At 74.3% G+C, this 18,346-nt stretch carries 19 protein-coding genes; 17 read left to right on the top strand and 2 right to left on the bottom strand.

Annotated features, from left to right (window positions below; genetic code table 11):
* Positions 1 to 99: 99 nt before the first annotated feature.
* Positions 100 to 513: an enediyne antibiotic chromoprotein gene (locus ACFYVJ_RS11555; RefSeq protein ID WP_388889241.1), complete on the top strand. Its 414-nt coding sequence runs from the start codon at positions 100 to 102 to the stop codon at positions 511 to 513.
* 120 nt (positions 514 to 633) lie between these two features.
* On the opposite strand, the gene ACFYVJ_RS11550 is transcribed toward ACFYVJ_RS11555, so the two are convergent.
* Positions 634 to 1,086: a YdeI/OmpD-associated family protein gene (locus tag ACFYVJ_RS11550; RefSeq protein WP_388889238.1), complete on the bottom strand. Its 453-nt coding sequence runs from the start codon at positions 1,084 to 1,086 to the stop codon at positions 634 to 636.
* Between the two features lie 168 nt (positions 1,087 to 1,254).
* Between ACFYVJ_RS11550 and ACFYVJ_RS11545 the strand changes: the two genes are divergently transcribed.
* Positions 1,255 to 1,713, top strand: coding sequence for a carboxymuconolactone decarboxylase family protein (locus ACFYVJ_RS11545; RefSeq protein ID WP_101420538.1), 459 nt, complete (start codon positions 1,255 to 1,257; stop codon positions 1,711 to 1,713).
* Between the two features lie 32 nt (positions 1,714 to 1,745).
* Here ACFYVJ_RS11545 and ACFYVJ_RS11540 read toward each other — a convergent pair whose 3' ends face one another.
* The gene (locus tag ACFYVJ_RS11540) at positions 1,746 to 2,831 is read right to left on the bottom strand and encodes a methyltransferase (protein ID WP_388889235.1); all 1,086 of its coding nucleotides are present in this window, start codon (positions 2,829 to 2,831) and stop codon (positions 1,746 to 1,748) included.
* Positions 2,832 to 3,081: 250 nt separating this feature from the next.
* Here ACFYVJ_RS11540 and ACFYVJ_RS11535 point away from each other — a divergent pair, with 250 nt between their 5' ends.
* The 15 genes from ACFYVJ_RS11535 to ACFYVJ_RS11465 all read left to right on the top strand — a co-directional run bounded on the left by ACFYVJ_RS11535 (position 3,082) and on the right by ACFYVJ_RS11465 (position 18,342).
* Complete coding sequence (locus ACFYVJ_RS11535; protein WP_388889233.1) at positions 3,082 to 4,197, top strand: ScyD/ScyE family protein; 1,116 nt, start codon at positions 3,082 to 3,084, stop codon at positions 4,195 to 4,197.
* A 66-nt stretch (positions 4,198 to 4,263) separates the two neighbouring features.
* The gene (locus tag ACFYVJ_RS11530; RefSeq protein WP_388889231.1) at positions 4,264 to 4,983 is read left to right on the top strand and encodes a ScbR family autoregulator-binding transcription factor; all 720 of its coding nucleotides are present in this window, start codon (positions 4,264 to 4,266) and stop codon (positions 4,981 to 4,983) included.
* Positions 4,980 to 5,699, top strand: a complete 720-nt coding sequence (locus ACFYVJ_RS11525; RefSeq protein WP_388889228.1) for an NAD(P)-dependent oxidoreductase — start codon at positions 4,980 to 4,982, stop codon at positions 5,697 to 5,699. The genes ACFYVJ_RS11530 and ACFYVJ_RS11525 overlap by 4 nt, the downstream gene beginning before the upstream one ends.
* 308 nt (positions 5,700 to 6,007) lie before the next feature.
* A complete protein-coding gene (locus ACFYVJ_RS11520; protein WP_388889225.1) occupies positions 6,008 to 6,865 on the top strand; it encodes a DMT family transporter in 858 nt (285 codons plus the stop codon).
* Positions 6,866 to 7,065: 200 nt separating this feature from the next.
* Entirely contained in the window at positions 7,066 to 7,416 is a 351-nt protein-coding gene (locus ACFYVJ_RS11515) for a hypothetical protein (RefSeq protein WP_388889222.1), read from the top strand.
* A gap of 4 nt (positions 7,417 to 7,420) precedes the next feature.
* Positions 7,421 to 8,320 carry a hypothetical protein gene (locus ACFYVJ_RS11510; RefSeq protein ID WP_388889219.1) on the top strand — a complete coding sequence of 300 codons (900 nt, stop codon included), beginning with the start codon at positions 7,421 to 7,423 and terminating at the stop codon, positions 8,318 to 8,320.
* Between the two features lie 105 nt (positions 8,321 to 8,425).
* On the top strand, positions 8,426 to 9,718 hold the full coding sequence (locus ACFYVJ_RS11505) for a M20 family metallopeptidase (RefSeq protein ID WP_388889216.1): 1,293 nt from the start codon (positions 8,426 to 8,428) through the stop codon (positions 9,716 to 9,718).
* A 148-nt stretch (positions 9,719 to 9,866) separates the two neighbouring features.
* Positions 9,867 to 10,706 carry an alpha/beta hydrolase gene (locus ACFYVJ_RS11500; RefSeq protein ID WP_388889213.1) on the top strand — a complete coding sequence of 280 codons (840 nt, stop codon included), beginning with the start codon at positions 9,867 to 9,869 and terminating at the stop codon, positions 10,704 to 10,706.
* A 103-nt stretch (positions 10,707 to 10,809) separates the two neighbouring features.
* Positions 10,810 to 12,714: an SMI1/KNR4 family protein gene (locus ACFYVJ_RS11495; protein WP_388889211.1), complete on the top strand. Its 1,905-nt coding sequence runs from the start codon at positions 10,810 to 10,812 to the stop codon at positions 12,712 to 12,714.
* Between the two features lie 101 nt (positions 12,715 to 12,815).
* Positions 12,816 to 13,178 (top strand): NADH-quinone oxidoreductase subunit A, encoded by a 363-nt coding sequence (locus ACFYVJ_RS11490; protein ID WP_388889208.1) that lies wholly within the window; start codon positions 12,816 to 12,818, stop codon positions 13,176 to 13,178.
* Positions 13,169 to 14,575, top strand: coding sequence for a hypothetical protein (locus ACFYVJ_RS11485; RefSeq protein ID WP_388889205.1), 1,407 nt, complete (start codon positions 13,169 to 13,171; stop codon positions 14,573 to 14,575). The genes ACFYVJ_RS11490 and ACFYVJ_RS11485 overlap by 10 nt, the downstream gene beginning before the upstream one ends.
* The gene (locus ACFYVJ_RS11480) at positions 14,568 to 15,503 is read left to right on the top strand and encodes a complex I subunit 1 family protein (RefSeq protein ID WP_388889203.1); all 936 of its coding nucleotides are present in this window, start codon (positions 14,568 to 14,570) and stop codon (positions 15,501 to 15,503) included. Before ACFYVJ_RS11485 ends, ACFYVJ_RS11480 begins: the two co-directional genes overlap by 8 nt.
* A gap of 48 nt (positions 15,504 to 15,551) precedes the next feature.
* Entirely contained in the window at positions 15,552 to 16,115 is a 564-nt protein-coding gene (locus ACFYVJ_RS11475; protein WP_388889200.1) for an NADH-quinone oxidoreductase subunit J, read from the top strand.
* Entirely contained in the window at positions 16,112 to 16,417 is a 306-nt protein-coding gene (gene nuoK / locus ACFYVJ_RS11470; protein ID WP_388889197.1) for an NADH-quinone oxidoreductase subunit NuoK, read from the top strand. Before ACFYVJ_RS11475 ends, nuoK begins: the two co-directional genes overlap by 4 nt.
* A complete protein-coding gene (locus tag ACFYVJ_RS11465) occupies positions 16,414 to 18,342 on the top strand; it encodes a proton-conducting transporter membrane subunit (RefSeq protein WP_388889194.1) in 1,929 nt (642 codons plus the stop codon). The genes nuoK and ACFYVJ_RS11465 overlap by 4 nt, the downstream gene beginning before the upstream one ends.
* Positions 18,343 to 18,346: the final 4 nt, after the last annotated feature.

Genomic DNA, 18,346 nt, shown 5'->3' with positions numbered 1-18,346 from the left:
TCCACTCGCGATCAACCGCGGCTCCTCCGTCACGGCCGACGCTGGAGCCGTCAGTCGCACCACCCCGCGAAGTCGACACCTGAGAGGCAGGGAGATCACATGCCCGCACGCCGTACCCGCCTGGCCACCGCCGGAGTCCTCGGCGCCGCCGCAGCGTTGGGCGCCCTGGCGGCCAGCCCGGCGGCGGCCGCCGCCCCGGCCGTCACGGTGACGCCGAGCACCGGGCTCGCCGACGGCCAGACGGTGTCCGTGAGCGGCTCCGGCTACGTCGCCGGCAGCGCGATCGGCGTCAGCGAGTGCGTCCGCGACACCGTGTGCGCGGACGACACCGTCCACACCACCGCCGCCGCGAACGGCACCTTCTCGGCCCAGTACGTGGCGCGCAAGCAGTTCCAGGCCACGGACTGGAGCACCGGCCAGACCATCACGGTGGACTGCGCCGTGGAGCAGTGCCAGATCGTGGCCTGGGAGCAGGAGATCGGCCCGATCGCCCAGCCCATCTCCTTCGGCTGAAGCAGCGCCGGCACCCGGCCGGTGAGCCCGCAGGGATGACGGCGCCGCGTACCGCCCAGGGCCCGGGCGGTGCGCGGCGCGCGTCGCCCGTACCGCACGGCCGGCGCGCCGCCCGTGCCGTCAGCTCCCCGGCCGCTCCTCGCCGGTCAGCTCCGCCAGCACCTTGGCCACCCGCCGCTCCCGGGTCGCAGCCGTCTTCGCGCCCTCCACCGCCCGGACATGGCGGCGCTTGTGGGTCGGCGCCAGCCCGTCGTACGCGGCCCTCGCCCCCGGGTCGGCGTCCAGCGCGGCGGTCAGCTCGGGCGGTTCGACGATCTCCCGCGGCTCGGTGTCCAGCGTCACCTCCGCCTCCACCTCCTCGCCCTGCACCACCCCGCTCGCCTTGCGGTGGGCCGCGCTGACCCCGACGACGTACCGGCCGCCCATCGGCGCGATCCGCGTCCGCCACGAGTGGCCGTTGATCTCCACCACCACCGGCGGCCGCCGGCCCGCCCCGAAACCGTCGACCACCTCGTCCGGCACCTCGAACCCGGTCGCGTTGCCGGCGGGTTCGATCGTCGTACGGAACCTCATCGTTGCTCTCCGTCCTGGGGGTGAAGGTGCCGGGCGCGGTGTCCGCCGTCACACTCTTCCGCTGCCGCGCGTCATGGAGATGACGGATGGCACCCGGCCGACGTGACAGCGCCGCGGCGCGCCCGGCCCCCGGCCGTCCCGACCCTACGTGCGACAGCGAGGAGCGAGATGCAGGCGCGAATAGCCAGTCCCACGGCCGCGGTACCCGGTGCCGTACCGGCGCTGCGGGCGCTGGGCGAGGCACTGAAGCGGTCCGGGGTTCCCGAGAGCACCCTGCTCCTCGTCTATCTGCGCACCAGCCAGATCAACGGGGCGAGCTGGAACGTCGACCGGCACGCCGCCGAGATGCGCGCCGCGGGGGAGCCGCCCGAGCGGATCGCCGCCGTCGCCGCCTGGCGCGACGCCCCGTACTACAGCGACGCGGAACGGGCGGCGCTGCTCCTGGCGGAGAGCGCCGCCCGGCTCGGCGACCGGCCGGACGCCGTCCCCGACGCCGTCTGGCACGAAGCCGCCCGCCACTTCGACGAGAGCCAGCTCGCCACCCTCGTCCTGGCCTCGGGCTTCTGCAACCTGTGGCACCGGGTCGTCGCCACCACCCGGCGGCCGGCCGGGCAGCCGCCGGGATGAGCCCCGGCACCCCGCCGGCGCACCGGGCGGGCTCAGATCCGGCTCGCCTCCACGACGGAGATGGCCGCGGGCGTCTGCACCACGCGCTCCACCTGCAGCCCCGCCTGCGCCAGCAGCTCCCCGTACAGCGCCTCGGTCCGCTCCCGGCCGCCGACGAGCAGCATCAGCCACAGGTCGACGAGCTTGCCCGAGTGCGGCGCGTTGCGCTTGTCCGGCAGCACCATCTCCATGATGAGGACCCGGCCGCCGGGGTTCATCGCCTTCCGCACGTTGGTGAGGATCTCCACGGCCTGCGGCTCCGGCCAGTCGTGCACGATGTGCTTCAGGACGTACGCGTCCCCGCCCTCCGGTACCGGGTCGAAGAGCCCGCCGTCCGCGATCGTGCACCGGTCGGCGACGCCCTCCTTCTCCAGGAAGGCGGCCGCGCCGTTCTCCCCGACGCGGGGGTCGGACAGCACCCCGCGGGCCTTGGGCGACTTGCGGAGCACCCCGGCGAGGAAGTCGCCGCGGCCGCCGCAGAAGTCGACGACGGTGCGGAAGCGGGAGAAGTCGTACGCGGCGAGCAGCGGGTCCGTCTCCGTCGCCGACATCGAGCCCATGCCGCGGATGAAGACGCCCCCGTACTCGGGGTTCTCCTCCAGGTACTCGAACGCGCCCATGCCGCGGAGCTTCGGCAGGCTCGGCTCCCCGGTGCGTACCGCCTCGGCGAAGTGCGCCCAGTCCTCCCAGTGCGTGGGATGGCCCATCAGCAGGGCGATGCCGTTCATCGACATCGGCGCGTCCGGCAGCAGCGCCCGGGCCATCGGGGTGAGCGCGAACCGGCCGTCCTTCCGCTCGGTGAAGATCCCGTACGTCGCGAGGAGGCGCAGTAGCCGGCGCAGCGACTCGGTGTCGGTCTCCGTCCTCTCGGCGAGCCGCGCCACCGGCAGCGGCCCGTCCGCCAGCGCCTCCGCGACCCGCAGTTCCGCGGCCGCGTAGATCGCCTGGGAGACCATGGCGCCCTGCGCCAGCTCCAGCAGCGCGAACGGCGGCGGCGCCATCTTGCGGGTCAGCGACTGCAGTGCGGAGCGAATCCCTTCGACGACGCGGACGAGACGAGCGGGGGGCAGCGGTGGCATCGGATTCCTCCGTAAGGCGAGTTCCCGTCTTTCCCGGATTCGCCGACGGTAGGCCAGCGCACCGCGGACTTCCACGTGTCCAATTCCGGCGCGAAAACGGAGTTCAGCTTGAGCCCCGCTTGACGAGCGGGAGATTGTCCAACTGCGCCCGCTGCGCAGTCGAACAGCGCACGACGTAATACCGCGGCAGTGTTTATGGTGTCGCGGATTGCCCATATCAAGCCCGCTCCGTGCGGCAAGAAGGAGTGAGATGTCGAGCAAGAACAGGAAGTGGAAGAGGGCTGTCCTGTCCGCCGGCGTGCTGGGCGGTGTCACCGCGGTGACGCTGCCCGCGCCCGCGGTCGCCGACGAGACCGAGCCGGCGATCGAGGTCGTGGCCGATGAGCTGAACAACCCGCGCGGGCTGCACGTGGACCGGCACGGGCGGATACTCGTCGCCGAGTCCGGCAAGGGCCAGGCGGGCTGCGAGGCCGGCAAGCAGTGCGTCGGCGCCACCGGTTCCGTCTACCGCATCGACGGCCGGAAGCAGGGCCGCGTCGTCAACGGGCTGCCGTCCCTCGCCGCCGGGGTGGCCAACCCGCAGCAGCCCATCTCGGCCACCGGCCCCGTCGACGTGGAGCCGGGCGCCTTCGGTTACGTCGTCCTCAACGGCGGTGGCAACACCAACGAGTTCCGCGCGGGCCTGGGCGCCGGGGCCAAGCACCTCGGCACCCTGCGGCACACCGCCGGCCACACCGTCGCCGACCTGGTCGACTTCGAGACGCGGATGGACCCCGACTGGGTGCTCGGCGAGCCGCCCACCCCGAACGAGCCCTCGTCGGTGCAGAGCAACGCCTGGCGGCTGGCCAAGACGGCCAAGGGCGGTTACCTGGCGACCGACGCGGCGGGCAACGACCTGCTGGACATCTCCGCGTTCGGCTCGATCCGCGCCGAGGCCGTCTTCCCCGGCAACACCGTCAACGGCCAGCTCTCCGAGGCCGTACCCGGCGGCGTCGTCGAGACCCGCGACGGCACCGTCTACGTCTCCGACATGGGCGCCCTCAAGCCCGGCGCGGCCCGGATCTGGAAGATCGCACCCGGTCACCGCCCCGTGGTCTTCGCCGAGGGCCTGACGGCCGTCAGCGACCTCGCCCTGGACAAGTCCGGCGACCTCGTCGCGCTCACGATCACCGGCGGCTACGGGGCCGAAGGCCCCAAGCCCGGCGCGATCAACGTGGTCGACACGGCCACCGGCGACGTGACCCCGGTCGAGACCGGCGACCGGCTGACGATGTCCTCGGGCGTCGCCGTCGGCCCGGACGACGAGATCTACGTGACCAACAACTCGGTCGGGACCAGCGGCGAAGTACTCAAGATCACCCGCTGACCACCGCCGGCGTCCGTCACCGGCCGGCCGGCCGGTGACGGACACCCCCGCCCACTGGCTACTACCATGGGCGGCTTCCGGGAGCACTTGTTCGAGTCGGTGAGGTCCATGGCGGGAGTGCGGCAGGCGCGGGCGATGCGGACCCGCCAGGCGATCATCACGGTGGCCGCCGAGGTCTTCGACGAGTACGGCTACGACAGCGCCAGCCTCAGCCGGATCGTGCAGCGCGCGGGCACCACCATGGGCGGTCTCTACTTCCACTTCGAGTCCAAGCAGACGCTGGCCAAGGCCGTACTCGCCGCGCAGGGCCCGCAGCAGTGGCTGCTCCCGCCCGGGGCCAACGGGCTGCAGCAGCTCATCGACGTCACCATGCGCCTCGCCCACGAACTGCGCACCAACGTCGTGCTCAGCGCCGGCCTGCGGCTGACCTTCGAGCGCAGCGGCCTGGAGAGGGACGGCTCGACCCTCCACCACCTGTGGACCGACCACCTCCGCAGCCAGATGGCCGCCGCCCGCGCGGCCTCCGAACTGCTGCCCGAGGTCGACGAGGCGGAGTGCGCCCACATGCTGATGGGCGCGTACTTCGGCATCCAGGTGCTGTCACAGGCGACCACGGGCCGCGCGGACCTGCCGGAGCGGGTGGCGGCGCTGTGGCGGTACCTGCTGCCGGGGATGGCGACGGCGGCGGCCCGCGAGCGGCTGGAGATCCGCCCGTACGAGGACCCGGCCGCGGCCCCGTCCGCACCGGTACCGCCGACCCGCGGGGGAGCCGAGGCGGACGGATGAGGCTCACGGTCCTGGGAGCCACGGGCGCCACCGGCCGGCTGGTGGTGCGCCGCGCCCTGGCCGACGGCCACCGCGTCACCGCGGTGGTCCGCGCCCCCGCCAGGCTGCCGCTGACCGGCGAGGCCCTGGACGTCGCCACCGTCGAGGACGTCACCGACCCGGAACCCCTGACCGAACTGTGCCGGAACCGCGACGCGGTGCTGTCCTGCCTGGGCCCCACCACCCGCCGCGCCCCTGCCGTCCTCGCCCCCGCCGCCCGCGCGCTGGTCCGCGCGGCGGAGGCGGCCGGCCTGACCCGTACGGTCGTCGTCAGCGCGGCCCCGGCCGGCCCGCCGGCACCGGACGAGGGGGTGCTGGGCAGGCGGATCGTCCTCCCGCTGGTACGGGCCGTGTTCAGGGACGTGTACGCGGACTCGGCGGCGATGGAGGAGGAGTTGGCCCGCAGCACCCTGGACTGGACGGCCCTGCGCCCGGGCCGCCTGACCAACGCCCCCGCCACGGGCCACTACCGCCACCGCATCAGCCACCAACGTCCCCACCACCGGCTCCCTGCCCCGCGCCGACCTGGCCCACGCCATGCTGGACCTGCTTCCGCAGGAGGCGACGAGGCGCCAGGTGGTGGGCGTAGGACCCGCACCGAGGAGAAAAGGGCGCCATGGAGAACCCGCCGCTTGAATACCCGGAACTGCGGACGACTTTCCTCGCTCCCGGCGTGAACGCGGTGCTTGTGCCGGCGGACCGGATCACTCTTTGCCGTACGCGGCATTGACGGACATCCCCATTCGCACCGGCACCCGGCCAATGCGAATATCGCCCCCCTGAAGTGCCGCGCGCCTCCGGCAGCCCCCGCCCCCCCCGGAATCCGTACCGCCCCCGCTCCCCACGGCTGTGAAGCGGTGTATCGGCGGCGTCCCAGGGCGAGCCGGAGGGCCGTGGGAAGCGGCGGGGGGTACGGTCCGGACGTAGTGACGCAGATGCTCCCTGATCGGCAGGGCAGCCGGCACCTACCGCGCGGATAACCGACATGCTCGTTCTCGCCGTGGCCTTCGCGGTCCTCGGTGCCGCCAGCAACGCCGCCGGCACCGCGTTCCAGCGCAAAGCCGCCGCCACCGTGCCCCAGGGCGGCGGTCTGCGGCTGCTTCTCGCGCTGGCGCGCAAGCCGGCGTGGCTCATCGGCATCGCCGGGGTCACGGTGGCGGCCGTCAGCCAGGCGGTGGCCCTGGCCAACGGCCCGCTGTCCCTGGTGCAGCCGGTCTTCATCCTGGAACTGCCCTTCGCCCTGCTGTTCGGCACCTTCCTGCTCCACCGCCGGCTGCCGGAGCAAGGCTGGTGGGCCGTGGCCGCCGTAGTCGCGGGACTCGCACTGGCGCTCGGCGCCGCCGCCCCGACCGGGGCCCGGGACCTCGCGCCGATGACCCGCTGGATCCCCGCGCTGATCGCCTGCCTGGGCGCGATGGCCGCCGCGGCGGCCATCAGCGTCCGCAGCCACTCCGGCCTGCTGCGCGCCGTCGTCCTCGGCGGGGCGGCCGCTGTGGGCAACGCCCTGACCGCGGCCCTGCTCAAGACCGCCACCTTCACACTGATCCAGGACGGCCTGCTGGCCTTCCTGACGACCTGGCAGACCTACGGCTTCGTCGTGTGCGGCATCGGCGCCGTGCTCCTCCTGGAAAACGCCCTGCAAGCCGGCTCCCTCGCCGCCTCCCAGCCGGCCCTCACGATCGGCGACGCCACGGTGAGCCTGGCCCTCGGCATCTTCCTCTTCGACGAGAGCATCCGCCTGGGCTGGTGGCTGCTCCCGGCCTGCGTCGGCGTCGCCATCGTCCTGGTCGGCGTCCTCACCCTGGCCCGAGCCGTCCCCAACATCCACACCACCACCGGCTGACCCCCACCGGCGACCCGTTCCCTCCGCCCGTACCCGGGTGTCTGAGAGTTTCCTGTGAATGGTGGCTTCGGCCGCCGTTGGCCGGTTCGGGTCCTAGGCTGAGCGTTTCTGTCAACTCCTGTGGGAACGAGGGGCGTTCGCGTTGGGCGATCTGGTTCGAGGAGGGCGGTGTCGCGCACTGCTCGCTCACCGTCGCCGCGATGGAGTCCGGCCACACCAGCGCCGAGGCGGCGGCGCTCGGCCTGCGCGAGGTCTTCGGGCGCCGGCCCAAGCACGACGTGCGCTGGCTCGACCTGCCCTGCGGCCCGGCCGTCGCCGTGGTCACCGTCAAGGCGCTCACGATCGACGGCGAGTACACGGAAACCGGCGAGGACACGCGGCTGATCACCGGTCAGATCCAGGTCTACGTCCCGTTCCCCACCGGTCCGTACATCGCGGTGTTCACGCTCGACACCAGCGCGATGAACCAGTGGGACGATCTCAGCGAACTGATGGCGGAGATCGTGAAGTCCGTGGCTTTTCCTGAGCCAGAAGGTACGGAGGGAGGCTGACGGCATGGACTGGTATCCGGACGGGGACGAGACGCTGCAGTGCCGGGTACGGGCGGACTTCGCCGCCGGCGTGGCGCCGCGGGTGGCGGGCGCGCGCTGGTTCCGGGACACCGGGCGCCGCGACATCCAGCGTGAGCTGCAGGAGCAGGCGGGCTGGCCGGAGGGTCCGGGGTTCACCGTACGCCCGGCGGGCGAGCGGGCAGTGCGGCGTACGGGCCGGGTGCTGGGCGTCGGAATCCCGGTCGTCCTGAACGTCGTCGCGAACGCGCTGGGCGGCGGCGGTTCGCCGTTCGGCGGCGTCTCCGTGCGGGGCCGGCCGGACGAGCCGGAGAACGAGGTCGACGACTTCCCCGTCCTGTGGGCCGGCCCGGGCACCCTGGCCCGTGACGCTCCCTGGCAGCTCGACCCGGGACGGCGGCCGGACTCGTACCGTACGCACCTGGTGCTGACCGACCGCCGGCTGGTCTTCCTCGGCACCACTGCCGGCTCGATCGACCCGGCGGACGTGCTCTGGGAGGTGCCGAGGGACACCGTGGGGGAGCTGCGGCGGATGCCGTACAGCGAGCTGGAGTCCGATGTACGCCTCACGTTCACCGACTCCTCCTGGCTCCGGCTGACGACGAAGAACCCCGACGACGCCGCGCTGCTGCTCCGGCATCTGCAGGGGACGGTCGGCAGTCTGCGGAAGTCGGACCTGACGGAGGGGCAGCGGATCCGGGTGGCCCGCTTCATGGCCGAGCTGCCGAAGGGCGCGGAGGAGCCGGTGTTCACCGTGTTGCCGAGCGGGATCGTCCAGGTGACCAGCCAGGTCCCCCCGAAGCGGGCGGACGGCCACCACGCGACCCACGCGATCCTCATGGACTCCTCCGGCGCCCCCGCCGAGCCCCGTCCCGGCGACCTCTGACCCGTCCCGGCCGGTCACCCGATTGCCCCTCCGGCGGCGGTGGTACGGGGCCCTGGTCCCTAGCGTGGGGACGCGGGCAGGACCGCCCGCCGAGGGAGCCGGGACATGAGCAGCGATCCCATGCACGCCGAGGTCGACCGGCGGTGCGCCGCGATCGAACCGCAGGTCGTCCGGTGGCGGCACCACTTCCACCGGAACCCCGAACTGCCCAACCGCGAGGCCGGGACCGCCGCGCTGATCGCGGACCACCTCACCTCGCTGGACCTCGACGAGGTCCGCACCGGCGTCTCGGGACACGGCGTCGTCGGCGTCCTGAAGGGCGGCGCGCCCGGTGACGGCCGGGTGGTCGCGCTGCGCGCCGACATCGACGCGCTGCCCGTACGGGAGGAGAGCGGCGAGAGCTTCGCCGCCACCGTCGTGGACGAGGACTACCCCGGCGGACCGTTCCCCGTCGCGCACGCCTGCGGCCACGACGGGCACACCGCGATGCTCCTCGGCGCCGCCACCGTCCTGGCCGGGCTGCGCGACCGGCTGCCCGGCACCGTCCTCTTCCTCTTCCAGCCGGCCGAGGAGGGCGCGCCGGCGGACGAGAAGTCGGGCGCGAAGGAGATGCTCGCCCAGGGGGCGTGCGACGACCCGGTGCCGACAATGGCGTTCGGCATGCACCTGGGCCCGCTGCCCGACGGGCACGCCGGCTATCGGGTCGGCAACCAGTTCGGCGCCTCCTGCCTGGTCAGGATCGTGCTCACCGGGCGGCAGGTGCACGGCTCCACCCCGTGGGAGGGCGTGGACCCGGTGCCCGCGGCCGGCGCCATCCAGGTGGGCATCGGGCAGGTGTACCGGCAGGTGCCGGCCTTCGACCCGATCACCGTCACCATCGGGCACGTCGAGGACGTCGGCCGGTTCAATATCGTGCCCGGTGAGATCACGCTGTGGGGCACGATCAGATGCGTCGCCGAGGCCGACATGGGCGACGTACGGAGGCGGCTCACCACGCTCGCGGAGCAGACGGCGGCCGCGTACGGATGCACGGCCTCCGTGGAGTATCTGCAGGACGTGCCGGCCGTGCGCAACCGCGGGGAGTGGGTCGACGCGGTCCTGCCGACCGTCGTGCGCGTGGTCGGCGAGGACGCGGTCTTCGAGACCCCGCCGACCCTCGGGTACGACGACGTCTCCGAGTTCGTCAACAGATTCGGGGGCGTGTACCTGATGCTCGGCGCGCAGGACGGCCGGCTGGCGGACGACGGCGGGCTGGAGCCCGTACCGGGCGGGCGGGGGCTGGTCCCCAACCACAACCCGCGGTTCTACGTCAACGACGACGCCCTGCTGTCCGGTGTACGTCTGCACTGCCACGTGGCCTACGACCACCTGACCGGCGCGCTCCTGCCCCGGAAGTGACCGGGACCGAAGGAGCGAGGACCGGAGGAGCGGGGCCCGGCGGCTCGCGGCGCATCGCTGACTCCGCTTCCCGCGATGTCCGAATAGTCTGAAGTCTCCTGCGCGAGAGCCTGCGCGCACGCCGCCGCCGGAGAGATCGGACGGGCCGATGGACCAGACCGCATCACCGCCGGACACGGTCGTACTCATCCACGGCCTCTGGATGACGCCCCTGTCGTGGGAGCACTGGGTCACCCGCTACGAGCAGCGCGGCATGAAGGTGATCACGCCCGGCTACCCGGGGATCGAGCAGGGCGAGGCCGGCGTCGAGGCGCTGCGCCGCGACCCCTCGCCGCTGGCGGGGCTCGGCGTGCGCGAGATCTTCGACCACCTGGCCGGGGTGGTGGCGGCGCTGGACACGAAGCCGGCCCTGATCGGCCACTCGTTCGGCGGCACCTTCGTGCAGCTTCTCCTCGGCGCGGGGTACGGCGCGGTCGGCGTGTCCATCGACGGCGCGCCCGTCAAGGGGATCCGGGCGCTGCCGCTCAGCGAGATCAGGGCCACCTTCCCGGTCCTGCGCAACCCGGCCAACAAGAACCGCGCGGTGCCGATCACCGAGAAGGAGTTCCACCACGCGTTCGCGAACAACCTGAGCGAGGAGGAGTCGAAGGCCGTCTACGACCGCTACGCGGTCCCCGTCTCCGGCCGGATCCTCTTCCAGGGCGGCTTCGCCAACGTCACGCCGCACGCCGCGACGGCCTACGACTTCGCCGACCGCGACCGGGCGCCCCTGATGTTCATCGCCGGCGGCAACGACCGCATCCTGCCGCCGGCCGTGCAGCACGAGAACTACCGGAAGAACGAGAAGCACGGCGGGGCCATCGTCGCGTACCGGATGTTCCCCGGCCGCAGCCACTACACCTGCGGCGAGGACGGCTGGGAAGAGGTCGCGGACTTCGCGCTCGACTGGGCGATCGAGCCCGCGCCCCTGCACATCGACGCGAACTGAGCGCGACGGAACGGGACGGAGCACGACGGAGCACGTCGGAGTACGACGGAGCGGGACGCCGCCGGCGGCCGGGGTGTCAGTGCAGGGTGGCAGTATCCCGGGCATGAGCGGCGACGGGTTCGACTGGCACGGGTTCCTTGGGCGTTGGCAGGACGAGTGGGTTCCGCGGGCGGACGAGGACGAGGACGACGAGGGCGGTGAGGAGGCCCGTTTCGTGCTGGGGCGGGCCGGGGCGGCGGAGGCGGTGATCGTCGCGGCCGAGGAGCGGCTGGGGCTGCGGCTGCCGGAGTCGTACCGGGAGTTCCTGGCCGTCAGCGACGGGTGGCACGTCGATCAGATGGCCGGGGTCTACCAGCTCGGGGGTGCCGCGGACATCGACTTGTTCCGGGATCCGTACGACCAGAGCACGGTGTACGAGGAGCACCTCGGCGACGAGCCGCGCACGGAGGACGTCCTGCTGGCCGGGATGTGGCGGCGGGCGGTGCGGCTGGAGACGGACTCGGACATGTCCCACGCGCTGCTCGACCCGGGCGACGTCGGCCCGGACGGCGAGTGGGCGCTCTACCTCTCCCAGGGCTGGAGCGGCGAACAGCCCGACCGCTACCCGTCGTTCCGCGCGTACATGGAGGCCATGCACCGCGGATTCCACCGCGACCGGGCAGAGCTGGCCGACTTCGTGAACGCGACGACCCGAGCCCAGGACGCCCGCGTGGAGGACGCCCGCCGGCTGGCGCTGCGCGGGCGGTACGAGGAGGCGTTGCCCCTGCTCGAAGAGGCGGAGTCCTACGGCCGGCCCGGAAGTGCCGTCCTGCTGAACCAGCTTCAGTACGTGCGGGCGCCGGGGAGTCCGCGGGCCTACGGCGATCTGGTGGCGGACCCCCGCTATCAGCCGGAGTTGCTGCCCGTGGAGGCCGTGGCGGTGGGACGTGACAGTTGGCGGCGGGACGCGGACGATCAGTGGCTCGGGATGATGGTCGCCCGCGGGGTCGACCGGGAGACCGCAGACGCAGTGCTGAACGCGGTACGGAACGGGACCCACGTCTACGCGCCCCCGGGCACCTGGGGCCGGACCGTCGCCGAGGCCCGGGAGGCGGCCCGCTGGGGGCTGACCGACGACGCGTGGCGGATCCTGCGCGGGGCGCTGCCGTCGTGGGAGGCGCCCGGGCCCTCGCTGATCGCCCCGCTCGGCCTGTTCGCCGACCCCGTGCTGGGCCCGCTGGTCACCCCCGAGCGCGGGCGGGAGCTCCTGGCGACCCCGCGGGCCGGGGAGAGCGGACCCGCCCCCGAGCCGGTGCCCGACCTCGACCCGCCGGGCCTCGCCTGGCTGGCGGAGCGCGCGGCGAACCGGCAGCCGGGGGACGGATACCGCGCTGTCTGGATCGAGGGGGCGGACCCCTCCGGCCTGCCCGCCCTGATCGGCGAAGAGGGTGCCGGGCTGAGTGCGCCCACGGACCCCCGCACGGCATCCTGGGGGGCACCAGGACCCCACGAGCGGGAGGGCGTGGAGCTCTGGGAGGACCGGCCCGTGGTCGCCGTCGGGCGCATCGCGGAAGGCTGGGCGTTCGCCGTCGACGTCAACTCCCACCGCCGTCTGACCGGCCTGTTCCACTCGCCGGCCGCGGCCGCCTCCGCGGCCGGCCGCGCGGTGGTGGTCTGGCGCGAACCGACGAGCCGGTCGGCCGACCACCCGACCGCGTTCCACCTGTCCGTGGCCGAACAGGGCGAGGAACTCTGGGCGTTCACCCTACGAGGCGCGAAGACCGAGCGCTCCGGCGCGATACCCGACGCCCTGGACCCCGCCCGGCTGTGCCGCCCGGAGGACACCGAGCAGGAGCGCGAAGCGCGGGTGCTGGCGGCCCTCCACGCCGAACTCGGCCTCTCGCTGCCGCGCTTCGCGCTCACCCGGGGCAGACTCCCCACCCTCACCACCCGGTCCTGGACCCGCGAGCCCCGCGAGGGTGAGGGGTTCGGCTACGCCTACGTCACGACGGGCCCGCACCGGGCCTGAACGTCCGCCTCGGCGCGATCGTTGTGCCTATCCGTTGAGATGACGGCGCATCACCCTCCGTCGTCGGCCGTGGCGTCCCGCGGTCACGGTGTGTGTCGGGCATGATGCTCGGCGTGGCGGTATGGGAGCCGGTGGCGGTGCTGCTCGGCGTGGTGATCGGCGGGGTCGCGGCGCTGCACGGGCTGGGCGCGTGGCTGCGGGGCAGGCAAGGGGCGCTGGAGTCGGGGCCGTTCAGCGGCGGACTGCCGCCCGCGGAGCACGCGTTCTCCCGGTTCCATGTGCGCTGGTATCCCGTGACGATGATCTTCCTGGCGTTCGACATGGAGATGCTCTTCATGTACCCGTGGGTGCGGGTCGTCAGCGAGATGGGCACGCCGGCGGTGGTCGAGATGTTCCTCTTCCTGAGCATCCTCTTCGCGGCCGTCGTCTACGCCCGCCGCGAAGGTGCGCTGCGGTGGGCCTGAGGCAAGCGCTGCGCCGCATGGGGACCCGGCATCCCGCCGTCCTGCTGGCCGTCCACCCCGGAGGTACGGAGACGCGGCTGGCGGTGGAGGCGGGGCTGCGGAGACGTGGCTGGCCGGTGGCCGCGAGCCCGGCGGCGGCGAGCGGGCTGCTGGTCGTGGGTGCGGGCGGCGCGGGGACGGGGGAGTGGACGGACGCGCTCTGGCGGCAGATCCCGTACCCCAAGTCCCGGTCCGCGGTGACCGGGGCGGAGGGCGTCGAGACGGCGCTGAACGGGCTGCTGCGGACGCTGGTCGCGCCCGCCGGTGGCCAGGGCGGGGGCATGGCCGGTCGCCTGGGCCCGGGCGGGGGTGGCGCGCACGGGCGGCCCGGTGCGTGGCATGGCGGTCAGGAAGACGACGGCGGCCACGGGGGTCCTCGTGGCCGGGAGGACCACCGCGGCCACGGAGGCGCCCCCGGCCACGAAGGTCACACGGGCCGCGAGAGCGCTGGTGGCCACGACGCGCACGGGAGCCACGGTGGTCACGGTGGTCACGGCGGTCACGGCGGCCACGGCGTGCACGAGGGTACTGGTGGCCACGGCGCGCACGATGCGCACGCGGCGCATCTCCATCACCTGGGCCCCGTCGCCGGGTTGCCCCTGGCCGAACGTGCCGACGACCGCGACGGGCTCCGGCTCGACCGGCTGCATCTGCCGCTCGGGCCCGGTCTCGCCGACTGGCCCGCCGGGCTCGTGCTCGACGTCGCCCTGCAAGGGGACGTCGTGCAGGACGCCCAGGTGCGTACCACCACGCCCGCCGCGGAGGAACTGCCCTACTGGGACGAGCCGTGGCTGCGGGCCGCCCGTGGCGAGGACGTCCTGCGCGGCGCCGCCCACCGGCGGTGTTGCGCCGCGCACCTGGACAGCATCGCGCGGCTGCTCGCGGTCTCCGGGTGGCCCGATCCCGCCGCCCGTGCCCGCCGGTTGCGCGACGCGGTGCTCGACGGGGCGCCGTTCGAGGAGTGGGGTGCGGGACTGGAGCGGCTCGGGCGGCGCGTGCGGCGGTCGCGCGTGCTGCGGGAGTCGACGGCCGGGCTCGGCGTGTTGCCCGCCGCGCGGGCGCGGCGGTCCGGGGTGACCGGTCCCGCGCTGGCCGCGGACGGCGACGCGTACGACCGGCTGCTCGTCTGGCTCGACGAGGCCGCGCGCTGCGCCGCAGGCGTCGACGACGACCGGTCCCTCGCCCCGTACGGCCAGGAGGGCCCGCGCGGCCGGCTCGACGGCCCGCGGCCGCCGTCGCAGGCGCTCCTGGACGTCCTGCCCGGTCTGCTGCGCGGCGCCGAGTTCACCTCCGCCCGCGTGATCGTGGCCAGCCTCGACCCCGACCTCGACGAACTGGCGGTGGCCGTCCATGGCTGACACCGCGCCCGTGTGGGCCGTCGTGCTGCTGCCGTTCGCCCTCGCCGCCGCGGCGGCCCTCGTCGCCGGCTTCGACGCCGTGCTGGCCGCGGCGGCGGCGGGCGGCCGCCAGGGCAGCCCCCTGCGTGCCGCGCAGGCGCCGCTGCGCGCGGGGCTGCGGCTGCTGGGCCAGCAGCCGCGGCGTACGACCGCGGGCGACCCGTGGCTCGGCCGCATCGGGCTCGCGCTCGTCCCCGTTGCCGCCGTGCTCGCAGGCGCCGTGCTCCCGTGGGGGTTCCGGGCCGTCACGGATCCGGTCGTGGGCGTGGTGTGGTTCAACGCGATGGAGGCCCTGGCGTGGGCGGCGGTGTGGCTGGCCGGCTGGGGGCCGAACTCGGCGCTGTCGCTGGTCGGCGGCTACCGCTTCCTCGCCCAGGGCCTCGCGTACGAGCTGCCGCACATGCTCGCGCTGACCACCGCGGCGCTCGGCGCTGAGTCGCTGCGGGTCGGCGAGGTGGTGACGGCGCAGCGGGGGCTCTGGTTCGCGGTGTGGATGCCGGTGGCGTTCGCCGTGTTCCTCCTGAGCGCGCTGGCGATGGCCTTCTGGGGCCCGTTCGATCACCCCCTCGGGCGGGACGCCGCGGGCGGTGCGGCCGCCGAGTACGCGGGCGTGGACCGGCTGGTGCTGCTGGCCGGGCGGTGGCTGCTGCTGGTGGTCACCGCCGGGTTCAGCGTGCCGCTCTTCCTCGGCGGCGGCCACGGGCCGTGGCTGCCGGCGTGGGCGTGGACGCTGCTGAAGACGGCCGCGGTGCTCGGCCTGCTGGTGGCCGGGCGGCGGCTGCTGCCGACGCTGCGCATGGAGCGCTACATGGAGTTCGCGTGGACGGTGCTCGTGCCGCTGACCCTGCTGCAGGCCCTGGCCGTCGCCATCGTCGTGCTCGACCGGTGAGGGCGCAACCGGTGAAGGCGCGGCCGATGACGGAGGGAGGCCGGGAAGATGCCCGATGACGTGGTGTTCTGGGTGCTCTCCGTACCCGCGGTGGTGAGCGGCGTCATGGTCTTCCGCTACGACTCCATGGCCCGCGCGACGTACGCGCTGCTGCTCTCCCTGCTCTGCGTCGGCGGCCTGGTCATCCGGCTCGGCCTCGACTACCTGGGCGTCGTCGTCATCCTCATGATGACCATCGAAATGGCCCTCATGGCCGTGTTCATGGTGATGTTCATGATGAACCCGGCCGGGCTGCTGCCCATGTCGATGCTGCACAACAAGCGGGGCGCGGCGGAGGTCAGCGCCGCCGTCTTCGTCCTGCTGGCCGCCGGCATCCTGCTGGCGCCCTGGCCGGGGCGGCGCGGGAAGCCCGACGACGACCCGACGATGGCCCTGGGCGAGTCGCTGATGGGCCCGCACATGCTGACGATGATGACGCTGGGCCTCGCCCTCTTCACCACCATCGTCGCCACCGTCGTGCTCGCCACCGGCCGCGGCCGGTACGACCGCTTCGGCGACGACCTGCGCTCCCGCCGCCCCGCCGATCCCGTACGCCCGGGGGCGCGCCGGTGACGCTGGAGCCGCTTCTGCTCGTGGCCGCCGCGCTGTTCTGCGTCGGGCTGTTCGGCGCGCTCTCGCAGCAGTCCGTCGTGATGCTGATGATGGGCCTGGAGCTCATGCTCGGTGGCGTCATCCTCGCCGCCGCCGCGGTCTGGCACTTCGTCGCGCCCGCCGCCACCGACGGGCAGGTGCTCGTCGTGCTGGCCGTCACCGTGATGGCGGTGGAGATGGCCGTCGGCTTCGCCGTGGTCACGGCCCTGTTCCGGAACCGCGAGGTCGACATGACCGACGACGCCGCGGAGTTGAAGGGGTGAGCGCGGCGCTGTGGGCGCTGGTCGCCGTGCCGCTCGCCGCCGGGACGCTGCTCGCCGCGAGCGGCCGCAGGGCCGACCGGTACGCGCCCGCAGTCGCCGTCGCGGCCTCCGCCGCCGCCCTCGCCCTGGCCGTCTCCGCCGCGGCGGCCCCGGCGGAGGTGCGGGCGCCGCTGCTGGCGGGGCTGCCGTTCGGGCTCGGCGCGCACGGGCTGTCCGGGCTGATGGCCGTGACCGTCGCCGCCGTCACCCTGGCCGTGCTCGTCCACAGCACCGGCGACATCGGCGCCGGGCAGCCGCGGGCCCGCTTCTTCGGCCTCATGCTGCTGTTCGGCGGCGCCATGCTGGTCACCGTCACCGCGACGACCCTGCCGGCGCTGCTGATGGGCTGGGAGTTCATGGGCGCCACCTCCTGGGCGCTGATCGGCTTCCGCTGGCACGATCCGGTACGGGCCGAGGGGGCGGGCGTCGCGTACCTGACCACCCGGGCCGCCGACCTGGGGCTCTACCTCGCCGCCGGCGCTGCCCTCGCCGCCGGTCAGGCGTCCGGTCTGGCGTCCGGTCTGGCGCTCGACCGGCTGCACGAGGTGCCCGCCCCCTGGCTGCACCTGCTGACCGCGGGCGTCGTCGCCGCGGCGCTGGGCAAGTCCGCCCAACTCCCGTTCAGCTTCTGGCTGTCACGCGCCATGCAGGGCCCCAGCGCCGTCTCCGCGCTGCTGCACTCCGCCACGATGGTCGTCGCCGGCGCGTACCTGCTGCTGCGGCTCCAGCCGCTGCTCGCCGCCTCCGGCTGGGGCGACGACGCGGTGGCCTGGACCGGCGCGGCCACCGCGCTCGCCCTCGGCCTGGTCGCGGTGGCGCAGAGCGACCTCAAGCAGCTCCTCGCCGCGTCCAGTTGCGCCCAGATCGGCTTCATGGTGCTCGCCGCGGGCGCGAGCGCGACCACCGGCGGCACGCTGCAACTCATGGCGCACGCCGCGGCGAAGAGCCTGGCGTTCCTCGTGGCCGGCTTCTGGCTGACCGCGTTCGGCGCCGGTACGCTGCCCGCGCTGCGCGGCGCCGCCCGGCGGAACCGGATCGCGGGCGCGGCGTTCACCGTGGCCGCGCTGAGCCTCGCCGGGGTGCCGCCGCTGTCGCTGTGGGCGGCGAAGGACGTGCTGCTGGCCGGGGCGCTGGAGCACAGCCCGGCGCTGTACGCGGCGGGCCTGGCGGCGGCCGTCATCTCGGCGGTCTACGCGGTCAAGGCCCTCTGGTACGTAGGGCGCCCGCCCGGACCCGTACGACTCCCGGCCACGGCCCCGGCACCGCCCCCGGCGGCGGCCGGACGAAGCGGAGCCGGGCCACAGGACCGCGGCCCCCGTCCCCTCCCCGCACCCGAGACGGCGGCGTTCGCCGCGCTCGCCCTCGCCGTCGCCGCCCTGGCGGCCCTCGCCCTGCCCGGGCCGCGCACCGCCGTCGCCGACCTGATCGGCGCGGGCGGCGAAGCCGCCCCGTCCGCCTGGGAGTTCGCCCTCCCCGCCGCCCTCGCCCTCGCCGCGTCCGCCGCCGCCTGGGCGTGGGGCGACCGCCGCAGCCCCCTGCCCGCGCGGCTCACGGCCGCCGCGTCCGGCTGGCTCGGCCTGGAGGCCGGGGTCCGCGCCGTTCTCGTACGCCCCGTGCGCCGCCTCGCCGCCGCGCTGGCCGCCTTCGACGACCGGGTGCTCGACCGCGGCGTCGACGGCCTCGCCCGCGGCACCGTCCGGCTCGCCGGCGGCGTCGACCGCCGTGCGGAAGCGGCCGTCGACGGCGCCGTCGAGGGCATCGGCGCCCTGAGCCGCGCGCTGGGGCGGCTCGCCCGCCGCCCGCAGACCGGCCAGGTGCACACCTACCTCGCCCAGGCCGTCGCGGCCTTCACCGTCCTCGCCGCCGTCTTCGTCCTCGTGAGGTGACCGC

The organism is Streptomyces sp. NPDC004134, assembly GCF_042874195.1.
In the GTDB taxonomy this organism is placed as follows: Bacteria; Actinomycetota; Actinomycetes; order Streptomycetales; family Streptomycetaceae; genus Streptomyces.
The sequence above is the reverse complement of the archived record's forward strand: the minus strand, read 5'-3'. Positions and strand labels throughout refer to the sequence as shown.

Excerpts from the sequence above, each read along its gene's own strand:
- ACFYVJ_RS11515 (WP_388889222.1), top strand. The coding sequence starts at position 7,066 with ATGGAGTCCGGCCACACCAGCGCCGAGGCGGCGGCGCTCGGCCTGCGC.
- ACFYVJ_RS11550 (WP_388889238.1), bottom strand. The coding sequence starts at position 1,086 with ATGAGGTTCCGTACGACGATCGAACCCGCCGGCAACGCGACCGGGTTC.
- ACFYVJ_RS11505 (WP_388889216.1), top strand. The coding sequence starts at position 8,426 with ATGAGCAGCGATCCCATGCACGCCGAGGTCGACCGGCGGTGCGCCGCG.
- ACFYVJ_RS11545 (WP_101420538.1), top strand. The coding sequence starts at position 1,255 with ATGCAGGCGCGAATAGCCAGTCCCACGGCCGCGGTACCCGGTGCCGTA.
- ACFYVJ_RS11525 (WP_388889228.1), top strand. The coding sequence starts at position 4,980 with ATGAGGCTCACGGTCCTGGGAGCCACGGGCGCCACCGGCCGGCTGGTG.
- ACFYVJ_RS11540 (WP_388889235.1), bottom strand. The coding sequence starts at position 2,831 with ATGCCACCGCTGCCCCCCGCTCGTCTCGTCCGCGTCGTCGAAGGGATT.
- ACFYVJ_RS11495 (WP_388889211.1), top strand. The coding sequence starts at position 10,810 with ATGAGCGGCGACGGGTTCGACTGGCACGGGTTCCTTGGGCGTTGGCAG.
- ACFYVJ_RS11510 (WP_388889219.1), top strand. The coding sequence starts at position 7,421 with ATGGACTGGTATCCGGACGGGGACGAGACGCTGCAGTGCCGGGTACGG.
- ACFYVJ_RS11490 (WP_388889208.1), top strand. The coding sequence starts at position 12,816 with ATGATGCTCGGCGTGGCGGTATGGGAGCCGGTGGCGGTGCTGCTCGGC.
- ACFYVJ_RS11500 (WP_388889213.1), top strand. The coding sequence starts at position 9,867 with ATGGACCAGACCGCATCACCGCCGGACACGGTCGTACTCATCCACGGC.
- ACFYVJ_RS11480 (WP_388889203.1), top strand. The coding sequence starts at position 14,568 with ATGGCTGACACCGCGCCCGTGTGGGCCGTCGTGCTGCTGCCGTTCGCC.
- ACFYVJ_RS11475 (WP_388889200.1), top strand. The coding sequence starts at position 15,552 with ATGCCCGATGACGTGGTGTTCTGGGTGCTCTCCGTACCCGCGGTGGTG.
- ACFYVJ_RS11520 (WP_388889225.1), top strand. The coding sequence starts at position 6,008 with ATGCTCGTTCTCGCCGTGGCCTTCGCGGTCCTCGGTGCCGCCAGCAAC.
- ACFYVJ_RS11535 (WP_388889233.1), top strand. The coding sequence starts at position 3,082 with ATGTCGAGCAAGAACAGGAAGTGGAAGAGGGCTGTCCTGTCCGCCGGC.
- ACFYVJ_RS11530 (WP_388889231.1), top strand. The coding sequence starts at position 4,264 with ATGGGCGGCTTCCGGGAGCACTTGTTCGAGTCGGTGAGGTCCATGGCG.
- ACFYVJ_RS11555 (WP_388889241.1), top strand. The coding sequence starts at position 100 with ATGCCCGCACGCCGTACCCGCCTGGCCACCGCCGGAGTCCTCGGCGCC.